14 protein-coding genes and 1 tRNA gene are annotated in these 17,230 nt (G+C 49.6%); 4 read left to right on the forward strand and 11 right to left on the reverse strand.

Annotated elements, in window-relative coordinates:
- Positions 1-110: 110 nt before the first annotated feature.
- Both BRW63_RS00655 and leuB read right to left on the reverse strand, forming a co-directional pair.
- Complete coding sequence (locus tag BRW63_RS00655) at positions 111-371, reverse strand: hypothetical protein (RefSeq protein WP_073069275.1); 261 nt, start codon at positions 369-371, stop codon at positions 111-113.
- A gap of 73 nt (positions 372-444) precedes the next feature.
- Positions 445-1,530, reverse strand: coding sequence for a 3-isopropylmalate dehydrogenase (gene leuB / locus BRW63_RS00660; RefSeq protein ID WP_073068986.1), 1,086 nt, complete (start codon positions 1,528-1,530; stop codon positions 445-447).
- A 108-nt stretch (positions 1,531-1,638) separates the two neighbouring features.
- On the opposite strand from leuB, the gene BRW63_RS00665 reads away from it, so the two are divergent.
- Positions 1,639-2,094, forward strand: coding sequence for a DUF2127 domain-containing protein (locus BRW63_RS00665; RefSeq protein WP_073068987.1), 456 nt, complete (start codon positions 1,639-1,641; stop codon positions 2,092-2,094).
- A gap of 389 nt (positions 2,095-2,483) precedes the next feature.
- Here BRW63_RS00665 and BRW63_RS00675 read toward each other — a convergent pair whose 3' ends face one another.
- From BRW63_RS00675 to BRW63_RS00700, 6 genes are all read right to left on the reverse strand, one after another.
- A complete protein-coding gene (locus tag BRW63_RS00675; protein ID WP_073068989.1) occupies positions 2,484-4,694 on the reverse strand; it encodes a GumC family protein in 2,211 nt (736 codons plus the stop codon).
- A 39-nt stretch (positions 4,695-4,733) separates the two neighbouring features.
- Positions 4,734-6,011, reverse strand: a complete 1,278-nt coding sequence (locus BRW63_RS00680; protein ID WP_083582591.1) for a polysaccharide biosynthesis/export family protein — start codon at positions 6,009-6,011, stop codon at positions 4,734-4,736.
- Positions 6,012-6,345: 334 nt separating this feature from the next.
- On the reverse strand, positions 6,346-7,056 hold the full coding sequence (locus tag BRW63_RS00685) for a cyanoexosortase B system-associated protein (protein ID WP_219898263.1): 711 nt from the start codon (positions 7,054-7,056) through the stop codon (positions 6,346-6,348).
- Positions 7,057-7,088: 32 nt separating this feature from the next.
- The gene (gene crtB / locus BRW63_RS00690; RefSeq protein WP_073068991.1) at positions 7,089-7,973 is read right to left on the reverse strand and encodes a cyanoexosortase B; all 885 of its coding nucleotides are present in this window, start codon (positions 7,971-7,973) and stop codon (positions 7,089-7,091) included.
- Positions 7,974-7,977: 4 nt separating this feature from the next.
- A complete protein-coding gene (locus BRW63_RS00695) occupies positions 7,978-9,165 on the reverse strand; it encodes a DegT/DnrJ/EryC1/StrS family aminotransferase (protein ID WP_073068992.1) in 1,188 nt (395 codons plus the stop codon).
- Positions 9,166-9,539: 374 nt separating this feature from the next.
- Positions 9,540-9,611, reverse strand: a tRNA-Val gene (locus tag BRW63_RS00700).
- 236 nt (positions 9,612-9,847) lie between these two features.
- Between BRW63_RS00700 and BRW63_RS00705 the strand changes: the two genes are divergently transcribed.
- Positions 9,848-10,048, forward strand: a complete 201-nt coding sequence (locus BRW63_RS00705; protein ID WP_106253888.1) for a hypothetical protein — start codon at positions 9,848-9,850, stop codon at positions 10,046-10,048.
- A 156-nt stretch (positions 10,049-10,204) separates the two neighbouring features.
- Entirely contained in the window at positions 10,205-10,381 is a 177-nt protein-coding gene (locus BRW63_RS28015) for a hypothetical protein (protein ID WP_181314304.1), read from the forward strand.
- Between the two features lie 35 nt (positions 10,382-10,416).
- Here BRW63_RS28015 and BRW63_RS00710 read toward each other — a convergent pair whose 3' ends face one another.
- The 3 genes from BRW63_RS00710 to BRW63_RS00720 all read right to left on the reverse strand — a co-directional run bounded on the left by BRW63_RS00710 (position 10,417) and on the right by BRW63_RS00720 (position 14,081).
- Entirely contained in the window at positions 10,417-11,322 is a 906-nt protein-coding gene (locus BRW63_RS00710; protein ID WP_073068994.1) for a carbohydrate ABC transporter permease, read from the reverse strand.
- Between the two features lie 935 nt (positions 11,323-12,257).
- Positions 12,258-12,956 (reverse strand): glutathione binding-like protein, encoded by a 699-nt coding sequence (locus BRW63_RS00715; protein ID WP_073068995.1) that lies wholly within the window; start codon positions 12,954-12,956, stop codon positions 12,258-12,260.
- Between the two features lie 36 nt (positions 12,957-12,992).
- Positions 12,993-14,081: an alkene reductase gene (locus tag BRW63_RS00720; protein WP_073068996.1), complete on the reverse strand. Its 1,089-nt coding sequence runs from the start codon at positions 14,079-14,081 to the stop codon at positions 12,993-12,995.
- Positions 14,082-14,356: 275 nt separating this feature from the next.
- Here BRW63_RS00720 and BRW63_RS00725 point away from each other — a divergent pair, with 275 nt between their 5' ends.
- Entirely contained in the window at positions 14,357-17,170 is a 2,814-nt protein-coding gene (locus tag BRW63_RS00725; RefSeq protein ID WP_073068997.1) for a cyclic nucleotide-binding domain-containing protein, read from the forward strand.
- Positions 17,171-17,230 lie beyond the last annotated feature (60 nt).

A 17,230-nucleotide genomic window follows, 5' to 3' on the forward strand; every position in this document is an offset into this window, starting at 1 on the left:
GGCCATAATCGCTAGTGTCATGAGCTTCTTCAAACTCGCTGCTTTGATAGTAGCAAACCCTAGCCTGTGACAGTCACTCAGCCCCTAACTCCCCCCTCATCTCTGCTTGCCTAATACGCCTCTGATTCAATCCATTCAAACGGCACAAAGCACTCCTGCGGCAGCAAGATCGCCTTGCCTGTAAAGATCAGTTTGCCTCGATGTGTGAGCCGATTGATCGCTACCCCTAAAGGTGGCTCCGTCAATTCGGGATGCACTTCATAATAAACCTGATAAATCAGCCGCGCCGATCGCACGACCGCCGGATCAACATACGCCGTTACGCTTTCATCATCCACACCCACACCTACTTGTTCGATCGTGTTAACCACCAGCACTGCCCTCGATTGACGTTCCGACTGTATCCTATTGCAAAAATCGAAATTGGCACGAAAAAAATACGCTTTATTTGTTGAGCGCTTTGATTAACGCATCGCCGATAGCCTGACACCCAAATAGAGTTTTGCCCTCCGACATGATATCCCCGGTTCGATAATCTTGGTCTAGAACGGTAAGAACGGCTTGTTCAATATAGTCTGCGGCAGTCGGCTGATTGAGTCCATAGCGCAACATCATCGCCGCACTCAGCACTTGGGCAAGTGGATTGGCTTTATCTTGTCCAGCGATGTCGGGCGCAGACCCGTGAACAGGTTCATACAGACCGGGGTTTGACGCGCCCAAACTGGCAGACGGCAACATCCCAATGCTGCCTGTTAACATGGCGGCAGCATCAGAGAGAATATCGCCAAAGAGATTGCTGGTGACGATCGTGTCAAACTGCGTGGGCTGTCTCACTAGCTGCATGGCGGCGGCATCGACGTACATATGAGACAGTTCGACATCGGGATACTCGGCTGAGAGAGTCGTGATGCGATCGCGCCACAGTTGCGAGACTTCTAACACGTTTGACTTATCGACTGAGCAGAGTTTTTTGCCTCGCTTTTGAGCGGTTTCAAAAGCAACTCGTCCGATGCGCTCAATTTCTGATTCGGTATACGCCATTGTGTTTACGCCCCGCTTTTCACCCGTCTCAGTGGTAAAAATTCCTCTCGGTTGCCCAAAATAAATGCCGCCTGTTAGCTCTCGCACGACCATAATATCGACTCCTTCCACGATTTCTCGCTTCAGGGAAGATGCATCAATAAGCTGCGGCAAAATGGTTGCCGGACGCAGGTTTGCAAATAAGCCTAATCCCGCTCGAAGCCCTAACAGCCCGGTTTCAGGACGTAAATGCCGAGGCAACGTGTCCCATTTATAGCCCCCGATCGCTGCCAGCAACACCGCGTCACTGTTCTTGCACTGCGCTAAAGTTTCGGCAGGCAGCGGTTCGCCTGTGGCATCGATCGCCGCCCCTCCCAGCAGCGCTGCTTGAAACTCAAACGTCAGGTCAAATTTCTCACCGACGACTTTGAGAACTTGAACGGCGATCGCCATAATTTCAGGGCCGATGCCATCGCCAGAGAGAAGCGTGATCCGATATTGCTGTGCCATCGGTTTAATAAAGTTGCGGCTAAGACTGCGGGCTATATCATACCCTGAGCGGTGACGATCGCTGGGTGCAGCCTAGAATTGAGTTTGAAGATTTAGATCAGAAGTCAGTTGAAAAAGCGTCCGTTTGGCTTGCTTGCCATTGTGGTTTACAAATCGTTTGTGGCTTCTCTGTTGATGGTGACAGCGATCGCGCTCTTATTGGCGATGAATAACTACGAAGGTCTTCAAGACTTTGCTAGTAATTATGAACTCGAAGGCAAAGCCGGGATCATCGAATGGATTTTAGACAAAATTCTCAATCTCAATCCGAGAACGCTGCAATTTAGTGGTGTTGGTGCAGCGACTTATGCGATCGTGACGGCGATCGAAGCGATCGGGTTATGGCATGAAAAACGCTGGGCACACATTTTAGTTTTAGGGCTGGTAGGAATTAGTATTCCGCCAGAAATCTATGAATTGACGCAAGGTTTCTCGTTTCTAAAATTCATCGTCTTTGTTGTAAATGTGGCGGTCTTTTGGTATTTGATTCGCACTTTTCCAAAACACAAAGAACACAAACATTAATATGTAATTGGATTGATGTTTTGCGGTTTAATTTAGCGATCGAGGTTCAGGACAACTCCGATTCATGCAGGGGGAGAAGTTCATCGCGGTACGACTCGAAAGCAGGAAAGTCAGGAACTCCTTCATAAAACAGGATTACATCCGACCACTGGGACATAGAGCTAGGTGTCGTTTGGATTATCTGACGCAAGGCTTGGAGAACCAAAGTTTGGAGCGGAACACTGGATTGGGCTGCTTGGCGGATCAGGTCTTGTTCAAGATCTGGAGGTAGGTCGATCGTGATTTGCATAGTGCTTTGCTTTGTCTAATACCAACTTTCTCTAACTGCCTTTGGTTATTGTACCAACGAGGCTCAAGAATCTCTTTGCTAGGCTGCGATCGCAATTAACTCAACGATCACGCCTCCCCGCCTTAACTTGATTCATCTCCTCAGTGTCATCGGTGTCACGTCCCGAAACGGTGACTGAGTGCGGATGAGACTGCGCCATCATCGCCTCCTCAACTGCTCGCGGAAGCTGAATGTCCACGCCATTAATGATTGCTCCCAGCAACTTGTGATCTTCTGTCTCGCTGAGATGGTCGATCGCTTCAGTCAAGATGCTTTCTTGCGTCACACCCGGACGGGTGACAATCACCAATCCATCGCTGTAGGGTTCTAACAACAGCGCGTCATTACAGTGGCTCAAAGCAGGCGTATCTAGCACGACGAGATCAAATCGCCCTCTGGCATCTTCTAATAGGCGGCGCATCTCGCTCGATTCAAGAATCGAAGCCGCTTGACGTTGCGGACCAACACTCGGCACCACATAAAGATTTTCGACCTCTGGAGCGAGACGAACACACTCGCTAATCTGCCCGTAATAGCGCAAGGGTTCGACGATGCTGTCGGGGTCAGTCGCAAGATCGACGTAAGCTGCTTTGGATGCCGATCGCAAGTCTGCCTCAATCAACAACGTTCGCTTTCCGGCTCTGGCAGACGCGATCGCTAGATTGTAAGCGCTGACAGTTTTACCTTCATCGGCGATTGTGCTGGTCAACAAGATCACTCGCAGCGTTTTGTTTTCTGTCAGGCGCAGCTTACTGCGAAACCGCTCATAATACTCAAAGTAAGGAGAATCTGGGCGCACTAAAACCGGAGAATCTGTGACATCCCAGCCTTTCACTAGCGGCAGTGAACCGAGAATCGTCACATCGCGCGATCGCAGCGCTTCTCGCAGATCGTCTTCGGTGTAGAATTTGCCCTCCATTGTGTCGAGCAAGAAGATCAAACCACCGCCGACGAGTAAGCCGACCAAGCCCCCGATCGCCAACATCAACGGAATGCTCTTAGTGGCGTTGGGCAGAGGCGGCACCACGGAAGGCGCTTTGGCGAGACTGAGGCTGCTCACCGTTTCGGCTTCGGCGGCTCTAGCATCGACTAGTTTGACTTGCATCTGATCGTGGAGGGCTTTCTTGAGCCGAACTTGATCTTCTAGCCGAGTGCGCTCTAACTGGCGATTGGGGACGACCGAAAATTGTTGGCGGAGTGTTTGCTCCGATCGCGCTGTCGAGCCTAACTGCTGCTGCAAGGCTTCCTGCTGGGTCTTGAGTCCGACTAGGGTGTTTGCTAACTGCTGTCGAGCCGGGTCGAGACTGCTGTTTTGCCGCACCGTGCTAGAAAATGGAGCCGCCGATCCGTTGCCGCCCATCACTTCTCTAGCGCGTTTTTGAAGCTGTTCTTCTAGCGTCTGCTGCTGTTTTTGGAGGTTGATCAGATCGGGATGTTCTGGGCGCAGATCCTTACTTTTGAGCGAAATCTGTGCCTCAACTTGCTGAATCTGAGCGCGGAGGTTTGCCAACAGTGGGTCAGCACTCAGAGCCGCAGAGATATACGCCTGACTGGGGTCTAAGCCTAGTCGCTGTTCTAAACTGCGAATCTGAGCATTAGTGCCATCGAGTTGCAGTTGTAGCTGTCGCTGCTGAGTTTGGCTGCCTGTGATTGCGCCGATCAGCGTTCCATTTTGAGCCGCCAGCAGTTGAGGCCCTTCAACCCGATCGTATTCTTCTAACACTTGTTCGGAGGCTCTCAGATCGTTCGACACCTTGGGCAATCGCTGATTAATCGATTCGATCACGGCGCGCAATCGGGCTGAATTGTTGAGCCGACTCTGTTCGACAATGCGCTGACTAAATTGTTGAACCACCGCGATCGCGCGATTAGGATCGCCATCGTTGTAAGAGACATCAACTTGCGCCGAGCTACTCGTCGGAACTGTTGCACCTTTAGCTACTTTCGGAATGTCTACTTCTACCTTGGTATTCCTAGCCACCTCTAGCGGTGGGATGCCGACTTCTTTGGCAACTGCTTCGATCATCTCTTTGGGCACGAGAGAATCGCTGGTAAAAGTCTCGATCGGCTGTCTGACTTCAGTGCCGATCGTCGAAAATGCGATCGGCGGACGATTTGAAACCAGTAACGCATTTGCCTGATAAACCGGGGCTGGGTCAGGACGAGAGGCGACTACACCTGCCGCCGCCATGCCGACAAACACCCCGGCTGGAATGGCCCATTTATAGCGATCGACGGCCAGAAGATAGCGCTTAACGATTGGCGGAGTCATAACAGCACACGAGAGAAGGTGAGTTCAGTGGACAATGGACTAATTTCGGTTGTTAGTCGGGCCGAAGAGATTACTGGCACCGTTACCCAGTTCTCTAAAAAATAATAGGAAGCCTAAAACATCTCGAAAAGGTTGAGTGAACACGTTGAGGGCATAGGTAACTCTTCCCACTAAATTGCGACCGATCACAATCACATCATTGTCTTCGAGCGCAATGTTTTGAGCCATATCTCCCATGATCACCTTTTTGCCGTCGATTTCTCGTGAAACAGCTTTTTGCTGCACTGGGTCAAATCGAATTAGGGCAATTCTTCGCAAGTCGGACGCATCGGGGTTGACGGCGGCGGCGGTAAGTGCGTCTAAAAAGGTGCTGCCACTGGGAAGCGTGACATTACCTAACCCGCCTCTGGCATAGCTTAAAACTCGAACTGAGATCTGAGGTTTCACCAGTGTAGATCGAGCCACCAACCCGCGATCGTAGTCTTTTTCTGCCCCCGGCGCTAATCTGGAAACCACCACGACATCACCATCTTGTAGCCGCAGATCGGGCAGAGCGGTGCCATTTTTAAGCGGGGCGATCAGATTCAGGGTTTCTTCTAAAGTCGAGCCATCGCTCAAAGTACGGCGCACAATCACTGATCGCAGGTCTGCCATTTGGGTCGCTCCTCCCGCCGTGAGCAATGCAGAAGAGATCCGGCTCGGTGCTTGGAGCGGATACACGCCCGGTCGGGTAATTTCTCCGGTGAGCGTCACCAGCACTGGGCGCTGATTCGTTAGTGCCAATAGGACGATCGGGTCAATCACAAATCGATTGACACCTTGACGGACTTTTTCTTGAGCTTGCTCGATCGTCAACCCCTGAAGCGCGACTTTGCCCAACAGAGGCGTAGTGATATTGCCGTCTTGATCGATAACTGCCTGAAAGTTTAAATCTGGAAATCTCTGAACGACTACGCCAACCGCATCTCCGGCTCCTAAGCGATAGAGATTAAATGAGCTTGGGGTCGTGGGTGCGGTTGGAACGGGTTGAACGATCGGAGGCGGTTGAACGATCGGAGCCACAGGTTTAGAAGACGGTGCAGATGGGTTAGGAAGCTCTCCGCGATCGCGCAGTCGCTGTCTAGCTTGCTCAACTAAATCAATCGCAGTCGGAGGCGTTGACGGTTGGGTGGTCGGAGGAAGTGGGGTTTGACTGAGAGCGGCTTGAGGAGACTGACCTGCAATCGTCCACAGCAAAATTGCAACGGGCACAGAGGTGGCATAAACGCCTGCAAGAGACAAAGCTGTAAACTGACGAATCAGGGCGATCGGGGTCATGCGGGATGGGATAGGTAAACGATCGTTGACTTAACGTGAATTCGATGAAGCTTTTCGCTGCGGTTGCAAATCCGATCTGCCCCCTAAATCCGCCATTCTGAAGGACTTCAAGCCCAGGATTTAAGTTCCAATTTTGGGGGGATTTAGGGGGCAGAAGCCGCTAACAACGAAGCGAAAAAACTCATCGAACTGACATTAACTTAAATCCTGTGATGAAATTTTTAGACCATCAGTTCCAGACGGTCAAAAGATCGCGGATTAAATGGTAATGCCATGCCCTTAAAGATGTTGCTATTGTATCTCTCACACTTCAGAGCGACGATTTAAGTTCACACTAAGGCTTCAAAACCCCTGACATCAGAGTTGATTGAACGCTTTGAGCAAATGATTCCACTTCTGACCAGTGCTGATCGATCGTATCCAGTGGCTCGATCGGCATCAAAACGCTGACTGCCACCCAGGGAATGCGACGATTTTGCCACTGAGCGGCGCGATCGGCAAAAAACCACTGACTCGGTGCTGGGTGTCCGCCCGTTGACCATGCATACCATTGCAGCACGGCGTAGGTCTGTCGGCGAATGGCTTGAAGGCTGCCCGGTTTTGGTTTAGTCAAACCTCGAAAAAATTGCGCCGTCACTTTAGTAGCGGGTTCAGACACCGTGAATTCAATTTGACGATCGGAGTCAGTTTCCCAACTTTGAAAGCCATTGACATCGCTCCACTCGACTTCGGGCTGTTCTCGGTTGCCCTTTTGCGGAAACAATAGCAAAATCGCCTTGTTTTGCTTGGCACCGACCATCTCTTGCATCAACCATTTGTGCTCTCCAACCTGCGGAGTTTGACGATCGACGATCTGCCACCCCGGCACGGCTAATCCGACCTGACGCAGCTTAGTCAATTGAGATAAGGTCGCCACCTTGGGAGGTTCTGCCCAACGCCACTTGCCTGATAGATAACCGGGGACTGCTCCGATCGCGACCAAAATCAGCAGCAGCAAGAGCAGCGAAACCTTAGACCATTGAAGATGCAGAGATTTGAAGGACATGATCATCGCCAAAATTAAAAGAGGATTGCAGCTTAAGCCGGAGAAAAATGTTTATCAAGCAGGCTCACAAGCACGACGAGCAAGCCCAACATCAGGGCAGAATAGACATCGCCGCCCCAACCTTCGTGTAGCCAGCCAAAGGCCTGATCTTGACCAGTGCCGTGAAAGTAAGTCAGGAGGGTGTTGCGAAGGATGTTAGCCGTGACGCTAATGATCACAGTGCAGCCGAGAAACAGGATTGAGATCAGGCGCGATCGCAGCAAATCTGTCCAATAAAGCAGCATCAACGCCACATATAAACTAGTGAATAACATCTTTAGCCCCGCGCAGTAGGGCGCTACTTCGACAATTTGCCCGTTGACGTAGAGATAGATTTGCTCAACGGTGACATTCAAACCCAGTTGATTGAGAATAAACCCAGCCGTGCCTGCGATGAAACTTTGCAGGGGCAATGTATAAGGCGCAATCAAATAAGGAATCTCGCTCGGCGTTGCCAGAAACACGAGCAGCAGTGCAAAGCTTTGGAGCTTTAAGCCAGGTAATCCTTTGAGCCACAGGCAAATCCCCGTCAGCAAAATTGGGAGAGACAGGTTGACAAAATCGGGCAAGCCACTTAGATAGAAAATTCCAGCGACTAGCAGCAGGAGTGCGCCGATGAATTTTTCTAACCCGATCGTCGGCTGACTCGGCTCAATCAGTCGTTGCCACCGTTTGCGATTGATCCAGGCGACATAAGCCGCAAAAGGCAATCCGATCACACCGTGACTAAAATATTCGTGCTCGATGCTAATGCTTTTGCGAAGCCAGCCATCAACCCAATGCAGCAGAATTGGGGCATAGAGCAGCGTCAATAAACCAATCAGGGCAGCGTTGCTCCAATAGCGATCGACGAGTTTAGAAGAAAGACGGATTCGCATAACGTTACGCTGAAATCTTGAGGGCTGACTGAACGATTAAAGAAGCTTCTAGGACATCTACGATCCGGTGAATTTGCAGGTCACTCAACCCTGGATACATCGGTAGAGACAAGATCTCTTGACACAAGGTTTCAGCGATCGGAAAATCGCCCGCTCGATAGCCCAACTCTTGAAACGCTGGCTGAAGGTGACACGGCAGCGGGTAGTGAATTCCGGTTTGAATCGCTTGCTGGGCAAATTGCGCTTGCAGAGCCTCGCGATCGAGCGCACAAACAGGCAAGCCGTCACGATTTTCTGTCACTACTCTGATTACATAAAGATGATAGGCGTGTCCTTTCCCACACTGGTTCTGAATCGGCAAAATCCCGTGCGCGTGCAGTGGTTTGAGGAGAGTATTGTATTGGTCGGCAATGTAGACGCGATCACGGTTCCAACCCGCCAGATAAGGCAACTTCACGTTTAACACCGCCGCTTGAATCGTGTCTAGACGGCTGTTTGTGCCTTGATCGGTGTGGAAATATTTGCGGGGTGCCCCATAGTTTCGTAGCGATCGGAGTTTCTGAGCAACGCTTTCATCGTGGGTGATGACCATGCCCCCATCGCCCAAAGCGCCCAAATTCTTAGCCGGATAGAAACTAAAGGCGGCAGCAACGCCGATCGATCCGGCTCGATAGCCTTCTCGCTCGGCTAAGTGGGCTTGAGCCGCGTCTTCAAAAATCATCAAGTCGTAAGTGTGAGCGAGATTGAGCAAAAGGCTGGGCGACACCATCTGCCCATAAAGATGCACTGGAACAATGGCGCGAGTTTTGGGCGTAATCGCTTTTTCGGCTGCTGCGAGGTCAATCAGGGCTGTTTTAGCCTCGCAGTCAACCAAAACCGGAGTCGCTCCTGACCGCAGCACCCCAATCAGCGTGGCGATAAACGTGTTGGCGGGCAAAATCACTTCATCCCCTTTGCCAATGCCACAGGCTTGCAGTCCGAGGGCGATCGCGTCAGTTCCGCAGGCAACCCCGATGCCGTGGTGCGATCGACAGACCGCCGCAAATGCTTGCTCAAACTCTCTCAGGGCTTGACCTAAGACATAATCGCCCCGTTGCATTACGTCTCTAATTGCCTGCTCAATCTGGTCTTGAAGCGGCTGATGTTGAGCCAAGAGGTCAACAAACGGAATTGTAGCTGAAACGCTCTGCATAAAAAGCATCAAAGATGAAGGGTGGGGAGCTAGGTATAAACGCTAATCTAGTTATGGGTCATGAGTTAGTGAGCAAACACACTTAAAGCGTGAAGAGTCTGTAAATTTCTTTAGAGACTCTGTGAACTTCGCGTCATTCTTCTTCAATCTCTGCAAAAACTAGGAAGCGATCGGACTTCGCAAGTGAGCAGAATTACCTTTCCGGCAATCTTGAACTCAGAGTACCCACTGCACCCGGCTTCATCTCAGGTTTAAAAATTTCGGCATTGCTGGATAGAAAGATTTGGGTAGGGGCAATCCCTCCATACAGCAGGGGTAGGCACGGGGGCGCTCCCCCTACAACCATTTTGTCGCCCATTTTGCAAGTTTCGCGATGGGGGTTACTGGACTTGAACCAGTGACATCTTGCTTGTCGAGCAAGCGCTCTACCACTGAGCTAAACCCCCGTTTCTTAAAATCAATCAGATCGAAGCAATGATTTGCTACTGACCCAATCGCCTCTGAGAGCATAACATAGGGTTCGCATCGATCGCAAACCCCATCTCAACCCTCAAAAAATCTTCCCTCCACTCCTCCTTACGAATGATTAAAGTTCATTACGAACTACTTCGAGGACGATCGGGTCTGTGATAATTTCAGGGAAGTGAATCAACGAATGCAGCATTTAGGAGAGGAGAACACTTTGGAATCGCGCTCAAACCAAACGCCCAACCCTGCCCTTCGAGAAGACTTCAGCGAATATGTCGCCCACCTTCAACTGCATATGGCGCTGCAAGCTCGCAACCTAATGCCCAAACTCACCAACACTGCCGATAGCCGCGAACAGTTGTTACATCAAACCCAAGCCACAGTTGAGAAACTGGTATCTCGTCAAGGCTTCTGAGCAAATCAATATTTAGAAATGGGTAGTAGATGGGTCTCGATCGTCTGCTACCCATTTCTTTTAAAGCGAATTCTTGCGACCACTTCACCCCGAAGCTGATTAGAATTGTTAAAGCTTAACTATTAGCAACATTTGGGGAGCCAATCGCGGAGCATTATGGAAGCCGAAACCATCAAAGAACGGATCAAATTGATTGAAGGAAAACGCGAGTCATTGCTGCGTCTACTAGAACAGCCCGATTTAGGGGTTTTACGCATTGATGTCAATCAGGCATTAGAAGAAATGGACGACCTGATCGACGAATTTAGACGGACATTTCCTACCGAAAACTAACAAAGAGATTTCGTAGGGGCAAATGCCTTTTGTCCCTATGTTTCTTCGCCTGATCGTAGCTGCCAATAAACCAATATCAGCGTCACAGCCAGCAAAACCGTTGCCGCTGCCGCCGCATATCCAAAATCGAACTGAGCAAATGCCTGGTCATAGACATAATAAACCAGCAGATTGGTCGAGTTGAGCGGCCCACCCCCTGTAATCACGTAGACCTGCTCAAAGCTGCGAAGCGTAAAAATCGCAGTTGTGACCACCGCAAACACGATCGTCGGACGCAAACCGGGCAGCGTCACATACCAAAATTTTTGCCGCGCGTCTGCCCCGTCCAATTCTGCTGCCTCATAGCGACTGACTGGAATGGTTTGCAATCCTGCCAGAAAGACTACCAGGTTGAATCCCAACTGCTTCCAGATGCTCAACAAAATCAAGACGGGCATTGCCCACGCTGTATCTTGCAGCCACGCGATCGGGGCGATTCCGATCGCGCCTAACCAATCGTTCACGACTCCATCGGTTTGAAACAGCCAGCGAAATCCTAGCCCCGCCGCCACGAGTGACGTAATCGATGGAATAAAATAAGCGGCTCTGAGCAACCCTCTCAAAGCGAAGGATCGATCGAGCAATACCGCCAACCCCAACGGAATGACCACACTGGGGATCACGGTCGCGATCGTAAAATAAGCCGTGTTGCCCAAGACCTGCCAAAAATCAGGACTGACCAACAGCCGCCAATAGTTTCGCAACCCTACCCAGCGCACCCCCGCTCTGGTAAAGCTGCCAGTCGTGAAGCTCAGATAGCCTAGATAAGCGATCGGATACAGCACAAACACGCCCAGCAAAATCAGTGCCGGAGACAGAAAAACCCAGGCAGCGATCGTCTCATTATCAAGTAAGTGCGATCGGGCATTAGCGGGTTTGCGATCGGAAAGATCAGATGACATGAGGAAATTGTGCTTGAGTGTGGGATGACATTTCATTAAGGTTAGCTAACGGCATTGAGCAGCAGCAACCTCGAACTTAGTCACAACCTTGCCTGGCTGACCGATCCAACAAAGTGTTCGATCGCTTTTACACTCATCACCTTAAGATTGTGAATTAAATGTAAGACCAGAATTTGCGTACGGGCATGGCCCTGCCGTGCCCATTGACGTTGCAAGTAACCAACATTATTTAATTTAACGTCAGTTCGACAGAAGTGGTTTGCTCCGGTTGTGAATTCGGGAGAGCTACCTAAATCCCTCATTTTTGGTAGACTTCAAGCCAAAATTTCCGGTTCAAAGTCCCCCAATTTGGGCAGGGCAGTTTCATTGTCATTGAAGAGAAGTCATTGACATACTCACCGTCCTGAAGGAGCGGTGATTCTCCAAACCTCGCGATTTAGATTTCTGCTTCATTGCAACTGCCTCCACCTCTAAGGTTTTTTGGTCTTATGTTCGCTCCACAGACTTTCCGCTTTAACCCGCGTTCCCGGATGCCCCTCGGTATGGGCGGGAGAAACTTGGTTATCGTCCCTCCCGCTCAAACTATAGATCGTTCAAATGTACTTGTAAAGCCGTCGTAGAACGACGGGGTTTCTAACCCACTTTTCTGATGAGACGTAAAAACCTGCTCTACCCTCCTCACGAAGTGGGGCGAAGCCCTCGCCAGCCCTTCTCCCATCCAGGGAGAAGGGAGAAAATTAGGCTCTTGCTCCCCTCTCGCCCTTGTGGGAGCAGGGTGGTTTCATACAAGAAAAGAATAGTACAGGCTCCTGATTCCTTCGTTGAGGCTCTCTCAAAATTGTGATTGCAGAAACCTAGGAATGAAACCACCCTGCCTCTCGCCCTTGTGGGAGGGCTGGGGAGACAGGGCAAATCATTTCTTTATTCAGCAATGCCTATTTTTGAACGGTGGTCGCCGATTGATTAAACAGCAGCGATCGAGACTTCTCAAGGTCCATCTGCTGAGTCTTAAACGCGTCGGCTTGCTCATAAGCGCGAATCGTCGCAGAGCGAGATTGAATGGCTTCAAACCAGCGTTTGAGGTGGGGGAAACCTTCTAATTTTTGCCCTTGGCGATCGTAAGGAACAATCCACGGATAGGCGGCGATATCGGCGATCGAATACTCACCTGCCACAAATTCACGATCGGCTAGTCGCTGATTCAGCACTGCATACAACCGTCCTGTCTCGTTGACGTATCGGTCGATCGCGTAAGGAATTTTTTCGGGTGCATATTGATTGAAGTGATGATTTTGTCCTGCCATTGGGCCTAACCCGCCCATCTGCCAAAACAACCATTGCAAGGCCTCTACCCGACCTCGCAGATCAGCAGGAATCAGCTTTCCGGTCTTTTCTGCGAGATAGAGTAAGATTGCTCCTGACTCAAACACCGAGATTGGATCGCCTCCTCCAGTAGGTTCGTGATCGACAATGGCTGGAATTCGATTGTTAGGCGAAATTTTGAGAAACTCAGGCTTAAACTGATCACCCGCTCCAATGTTGATTGGCACGATCGTATAAGGCAGTTCAGCCTCTTCTAAAAACATCGTGATTTTGTGACCGTTTGGCGTTGTCCAATAATAAAGCTCAATCATGTTAAGAGTCTCCTGCTGTAAGTTGAACAAATTTGTTTAAGCGAGTTGAAGCTCTTTGAGCGTTGGATAATCGGTATAACCTTGTTCACCTCCGCCATAAAACGTGTCGGGATTGGGTGGATTTAAAGGCGCGTTAAGCTTAAATCGCTCTGGTAAATCTGGGTTTGCAATAAACGCTTTGCCAAATGAGATCAGATCGGCATTGCCACTTGCGATCGCGGCATTGGCTTTTGCTTGGTCATAGTCCCAGTTTGCCATCAAATTGCCCTGGTAAATCGGACGAAAATAAGCAGTCGGAACGGCTTGTCCTCCGTGTCTCAAATCCGATTCGCTGGGTTCTAATAAGTGCAGATATGCCAGGTCAAAATGATTCAGTTGTTCAACTACATAGCCAAACGTGGCTTCGGGGTTTGAGTCAGACATACTGTTAAATGTGCTGCTGGGCGAGAGACGAATTCCGACCCGATTGTTTCCCCAAACTCCCACAACCGCTTCAGTGACTTCTAAATGTAACCGGGCACGGTTCTCGATCGAGCCACCATAATCATCGGTGCGTTTGTTTGCCCCATCTCGTAAAAATTGATCCAACAAATAGCCATTTGCCCCGTGAATTTCAACGCCATCAAAGCCCGCTTCTAGTGCGTTTTCCGCCCCCTGACGAAATTGTTCGACAATGCCAGAAATTTCATGCCGTTCTAAAGCGCGAGGAGTCTCATAAGGCTTCATGCCTTCGTAGGTGAGCAACTCGCCATCAATCGCGATCGCGCTGGGTGCAACGGGCAAGGCTCCACCAGGCTGAAATGAGGAGTGAGAACTTCTGCCAACGTGCCACAATTGCAGAAAAATTCGTCCGCCCTGTTGATGGACAGCCTCGGTGACAAGTTTCCAGCCAGCAATCTGCTCTGACGAGTGAATGCCGGGAGTCGCCGGGTAGCCCATCCCTTGCTGAGAAACCTGGCTGGCTTCGCTAATGATTAGCCCAGCCGATGCCCGTTGAGCATAATAATTGACGTTTAAAGCAGTGGGAACGTTTCCTGCCCCGGCACGGCAGCGAGTTAAGGGTGCCATAATGACGCGATTAGGAAGCGTATAATATCCTAGCTGAATTGGAGTGAAGAGATCCATAAAAACCTTGTAGGAGAGGGTGAATAGGCGTTAATGTTAGTGACTATGAATGAATGGGATCACGACGTAGGTTTGTTGTGATCTCAATCAGACTAGTAATCTAGCGGGTAGTCTAAAAAGGGTTTTCTAGCGTGTTTACTAGAGCTACTCTAAATTCCATCGTTCACTAGTTCGAGATTCTCGAATAATTAGACTATAGCGCTAGATTGTTTGGAATGCAACTATCTGAACGAGTAAGATTATGAAGTAAAAAACTACTCAGAAAAAATTTATCTATGTTTGCACAACTGCCAGAACGTCAAATGCACTGGGTTCGCTGGATACTGACGATCGGGTGGCTGCTTGTGATCGCCTCTCTGTTTTACGATCCCTGGACTGCGGCATTAACCGAGCCAGATCATCCTTGGAGTCCGCTGCGGATCTCTGGTGAGTGTGTGCAGGTGCAGGGCAACTGTTTGGTTGAACAGCCTTACCCATTAGGAGCTACCCTGTTTTGGGGCGCGATCGTTCCATCGGGAATCCTCATTTTGCTGGTGTTTGGACATGAACTGTGGCGGCGGATCTGTCCCCTATCATTTCTATCTCAAATTCCTCGCGCTTTGGGTTGGCAACGACAGTTCAAACGGGAAAATAAAAAAACTGGAAAGGTGCGCTACGAGTTGGCAAAAGTCAAATCTGATTCGTGGCTGGGCAGGAACTATTCATACGTGCAATTTGGCTGGCTGTTTGTAGGATTGTGTGGGCGAATTCTATTTTTCAATGCCGATCGTTTGATATTAGGGCTGTGGTTATTGTTCACGATCGCCGCCGCAATTGCAGTTGGATACTTTTATGGCGGTAAGTCGTGGTGCCAATACTTCTGCCCAATGGCACCTGTTCAGACAATTTTTAGTGAACCCAGGGGCTTGCTGGGGAGTAAGGCCCATGTGAGCGAACAACGGATTACTCAATCTATGTGCCGCACAGTGTTACCGGATGGCAACGAGCAAAGTGCTTGTGTTGCTTGTCAAAGTCCTTGTTTTGATATCGACTCTGAGAGAACCTACTGGGATGAATTGAACAAGCCCGAAGAATCGTTGATTCGATATGGCTACGTGGGTTTAGTAATTGGCTATTTTGTTTACTACTATCTATACGCGGGCAACTGGAATTATTACTTTTCGGGCATCTGGAATCGTGACCCCAATCAACTTGCAGCCCTGATGAATCCTGGACTATATGTGTTTGGGAATGTCATTAATATTCCTAAGTTGTTTGCTGTTCCATTGGTGCTAGGTGGATCTACAGCGATCGGGTATATCATTGGCAAATTCATTGAGAAACGCGCAAAATCCTATAGTCGTCAGCATCATGCAATGAATCCCGACACGGTTCGGCATCGGATTTTTGCCATTTGCACGTTCGGAATTTTTAACTTTTTTTTCTTCTTTGCAGGTCGTCCCCTACTCCGGTTAACGCCGCTGTGGGTGCAGTTTGGGTTTGATGTGAGCATTGTTTTCCTGAGTACCCTGTGGCTGCAACAAACTTGGCGACGCAATCCAGATCTCTATTCTCGTGAAAGTTTGGCAAGTCGATTCCGCAAACAGTTAGAGAAATTGCAGCTAGACGTTTCCCAGTTTTTAGAGGGTCGTTCTCTAGATGACCTCCACGCTAATGAAGTCTATGTGTTAGCAAAAGTGCTTCCCGGTTTCACTCGTGAAAAACGGCACGAGGCATACAAAGGAGTGGTGCGAGAAGCGTTAGAAGAAGGCTACGTCAACACTTCTAGTAGTTTGGAAGTGTTGCAACAAATGCGTCAAGAGTTGGGCATTCCTGATGATGAACATCGCGAAGTGCTAGAAGAATTGGGCATTGAAGACGCAGAGTTGCTCAACCCACACCACCAACGGACTTTAGAAAATCAGATCCGATTAAGCGGCTACCAAAAATCACTGGAGCGGTTGATGCGACTACAACAAAGACAGCCTGACTTGGCGACGTTTGATCCATCTCAACAAGATTCCGCTACAATTCGCTCTTTGCGCCGCGAGTATTCAATTACGCAACAAGAAGAAGACTGGATTTCGAGTGGGTTTGCTCCTGAGGTAGGCGAAGTTCAAAAAGCTGAAGTTCTGTTGGCTCGATTATCAGAATGGGTGGCTTGCGATCGTGCATTTAGTCATCTCACACTCCATGAACATCAAGCGGTGTTAACACTATTGAGAGAAAGCGTACAACGCAAACAAGAATTGATTGTGCGATCGCTTTTGGAAACGCTAACGACCCTACAAGACAACCCAAACGCGATTGCGATCGCTCAGTCTCTAAAGCAGCGATCGCCCCAACTTGTAGCAGACTATTTAAACCGTGAGCATTGGCAAAATCACCTACATCCAGAGATTGTTCAGTCTCTGACGCAACCCGAAGAACCCCTCACTAATTCTCTAGAATTCTCTACTCAAGAGACTTTGAGCTATTTAGAAATCCTGCTACAGCACTACAATCCTTTGGTTAAAGCGGCTGCGCTCTATTTGATTGCTCAACTCGATTCAGAACGTGTTCAGACAATTGCTCCCGAACTGCGCTACGAGTCACATCCACTCATACGAGAAACCGCAGAACAACTGCTATCCCTGCCGCCTTCACCGCCTCTAACGGCATTTCCAACGCTAGAGAAATTGGTGTATTTGTTTAACAGTGACTTCTTTCATCGCATCCAAACCGAAACTCTGATGGCTCTGGGCGATCGGGCTGAGGTGAAAACTTACTCAACAGGCGACGTAATCACAGAAGCAGGCGATACCTGTCGAGAATTGTTGCTGTTGCTCGAAGGCGATGCCAGCATTCACTATCAACTTGCAGATGGGGTTCGAGTTGAACGCCTCCATCCTGGACAAACGTTGGATGAGCTAGAGGTTTTAACCCACAGCAACTCAGAAAATACTATCATTGCGGATAGTGAAAAGACGCGCATTTTGGCAATCTCAGTCGATGCCTTTGATGATCTGCTTGACCATGACCCTGATTTTGCCCGACGAATTCTAGAACTCGAAAGTCAGCAACTTCAGCGGCTCGTAAAATCGGGACAGGGGCGCATCCAGGGAACCTAGCCGCTTTGGTTTCCAAGAACGGGTAACAAAGCAAGTTGTCAGTCAAATTTTTAGCGTCCA

It is taken from the genome of Phormidesmis priestleyi ULC007 (assembly GCF_001895925.1).
GTDB lineage: Bacteria > Cyanobacteriota > Cyanobacteriia > Leptolyngbyales > Leptolyngbyaceae > Phormidesmis_A > Phormidesmis_A priestleyi_A.

Coding starts and splice junctions, on each gene's coding strand:
- leuB (WP_073068986.1), bottom strand. CDS start 1,530: ATGGCACAGCAATATCGGATCACGCTTCTCTCTGGCGATGGCATCGGC.
- BRW63_RS00675 (WP_073068989.1), bottom strand. CDS start 4,694: ATGACTCCGCCAATCGTTAAGCGCTATCTTCTGGCCGTCGATCGCTAT.
- BRW63_RS00680 (WP_083582591.1), bottom strand. CDS start 6,011: ATGACCCCGATCGCCCTGATTCGTCAGTTTACAGCTTTGTCTCTTGCA.
- BRW63_RS00685 (WP_219898263.1), bottom strand. CDS start 7,056: ATGTCCTTCAAATCTCTGCATCTTCAATGGTCTAAGGTTTCGCTGCTC.
- crtB (WP_073068991.1), bottom strand. CDS start 7,973: ATGCGAATCCGTCTTTCTTCTAAACTCGTCGATCGCTATTGGAGCAAC.
- BRW63_RS00695 (WP_073068992.1), bottom strand. CDS start 9,165: ATGCAGAGCGTTTCAGCTACAATTCCGTTTGTTGACCTCTTGGCTCAA.
- BRW63_RS28015 (WP_181314304.1), top strand. CDS start 10,205: ATGGAAGCCGAAACCATCAAAGAACGGATCAAATTGATTGAAGGAAAA.
- BRW63_RS00710 (WP_073068994.1), bottom strand. CDS start 11,322: ATGTCATCTGATCTTTCCGATCGCAAACCCGCTAATGCCCGATCGCAC.
- BRW63_RS00715 (WP_073068995.1), bottom strand. CDS start 12,956: ATGATTGAGCTTTATTATTGGACAACGCCAAACGGTCACAAAATCACG.
- BRW63_RS00720 (WP_073068996.1), bottom strand. CDS start 14,081: ATGGATCTCTTCACTCCAATTCAGCTAGGATATTATACGCTTCCTAAT.
- BRW63_RS00725 (WP_073068997.1), top strand. CDS start 14,357: ATGTTTGCACAACTGCCAGAACGTCAAATGCACTGGGTTCGCTGGATA.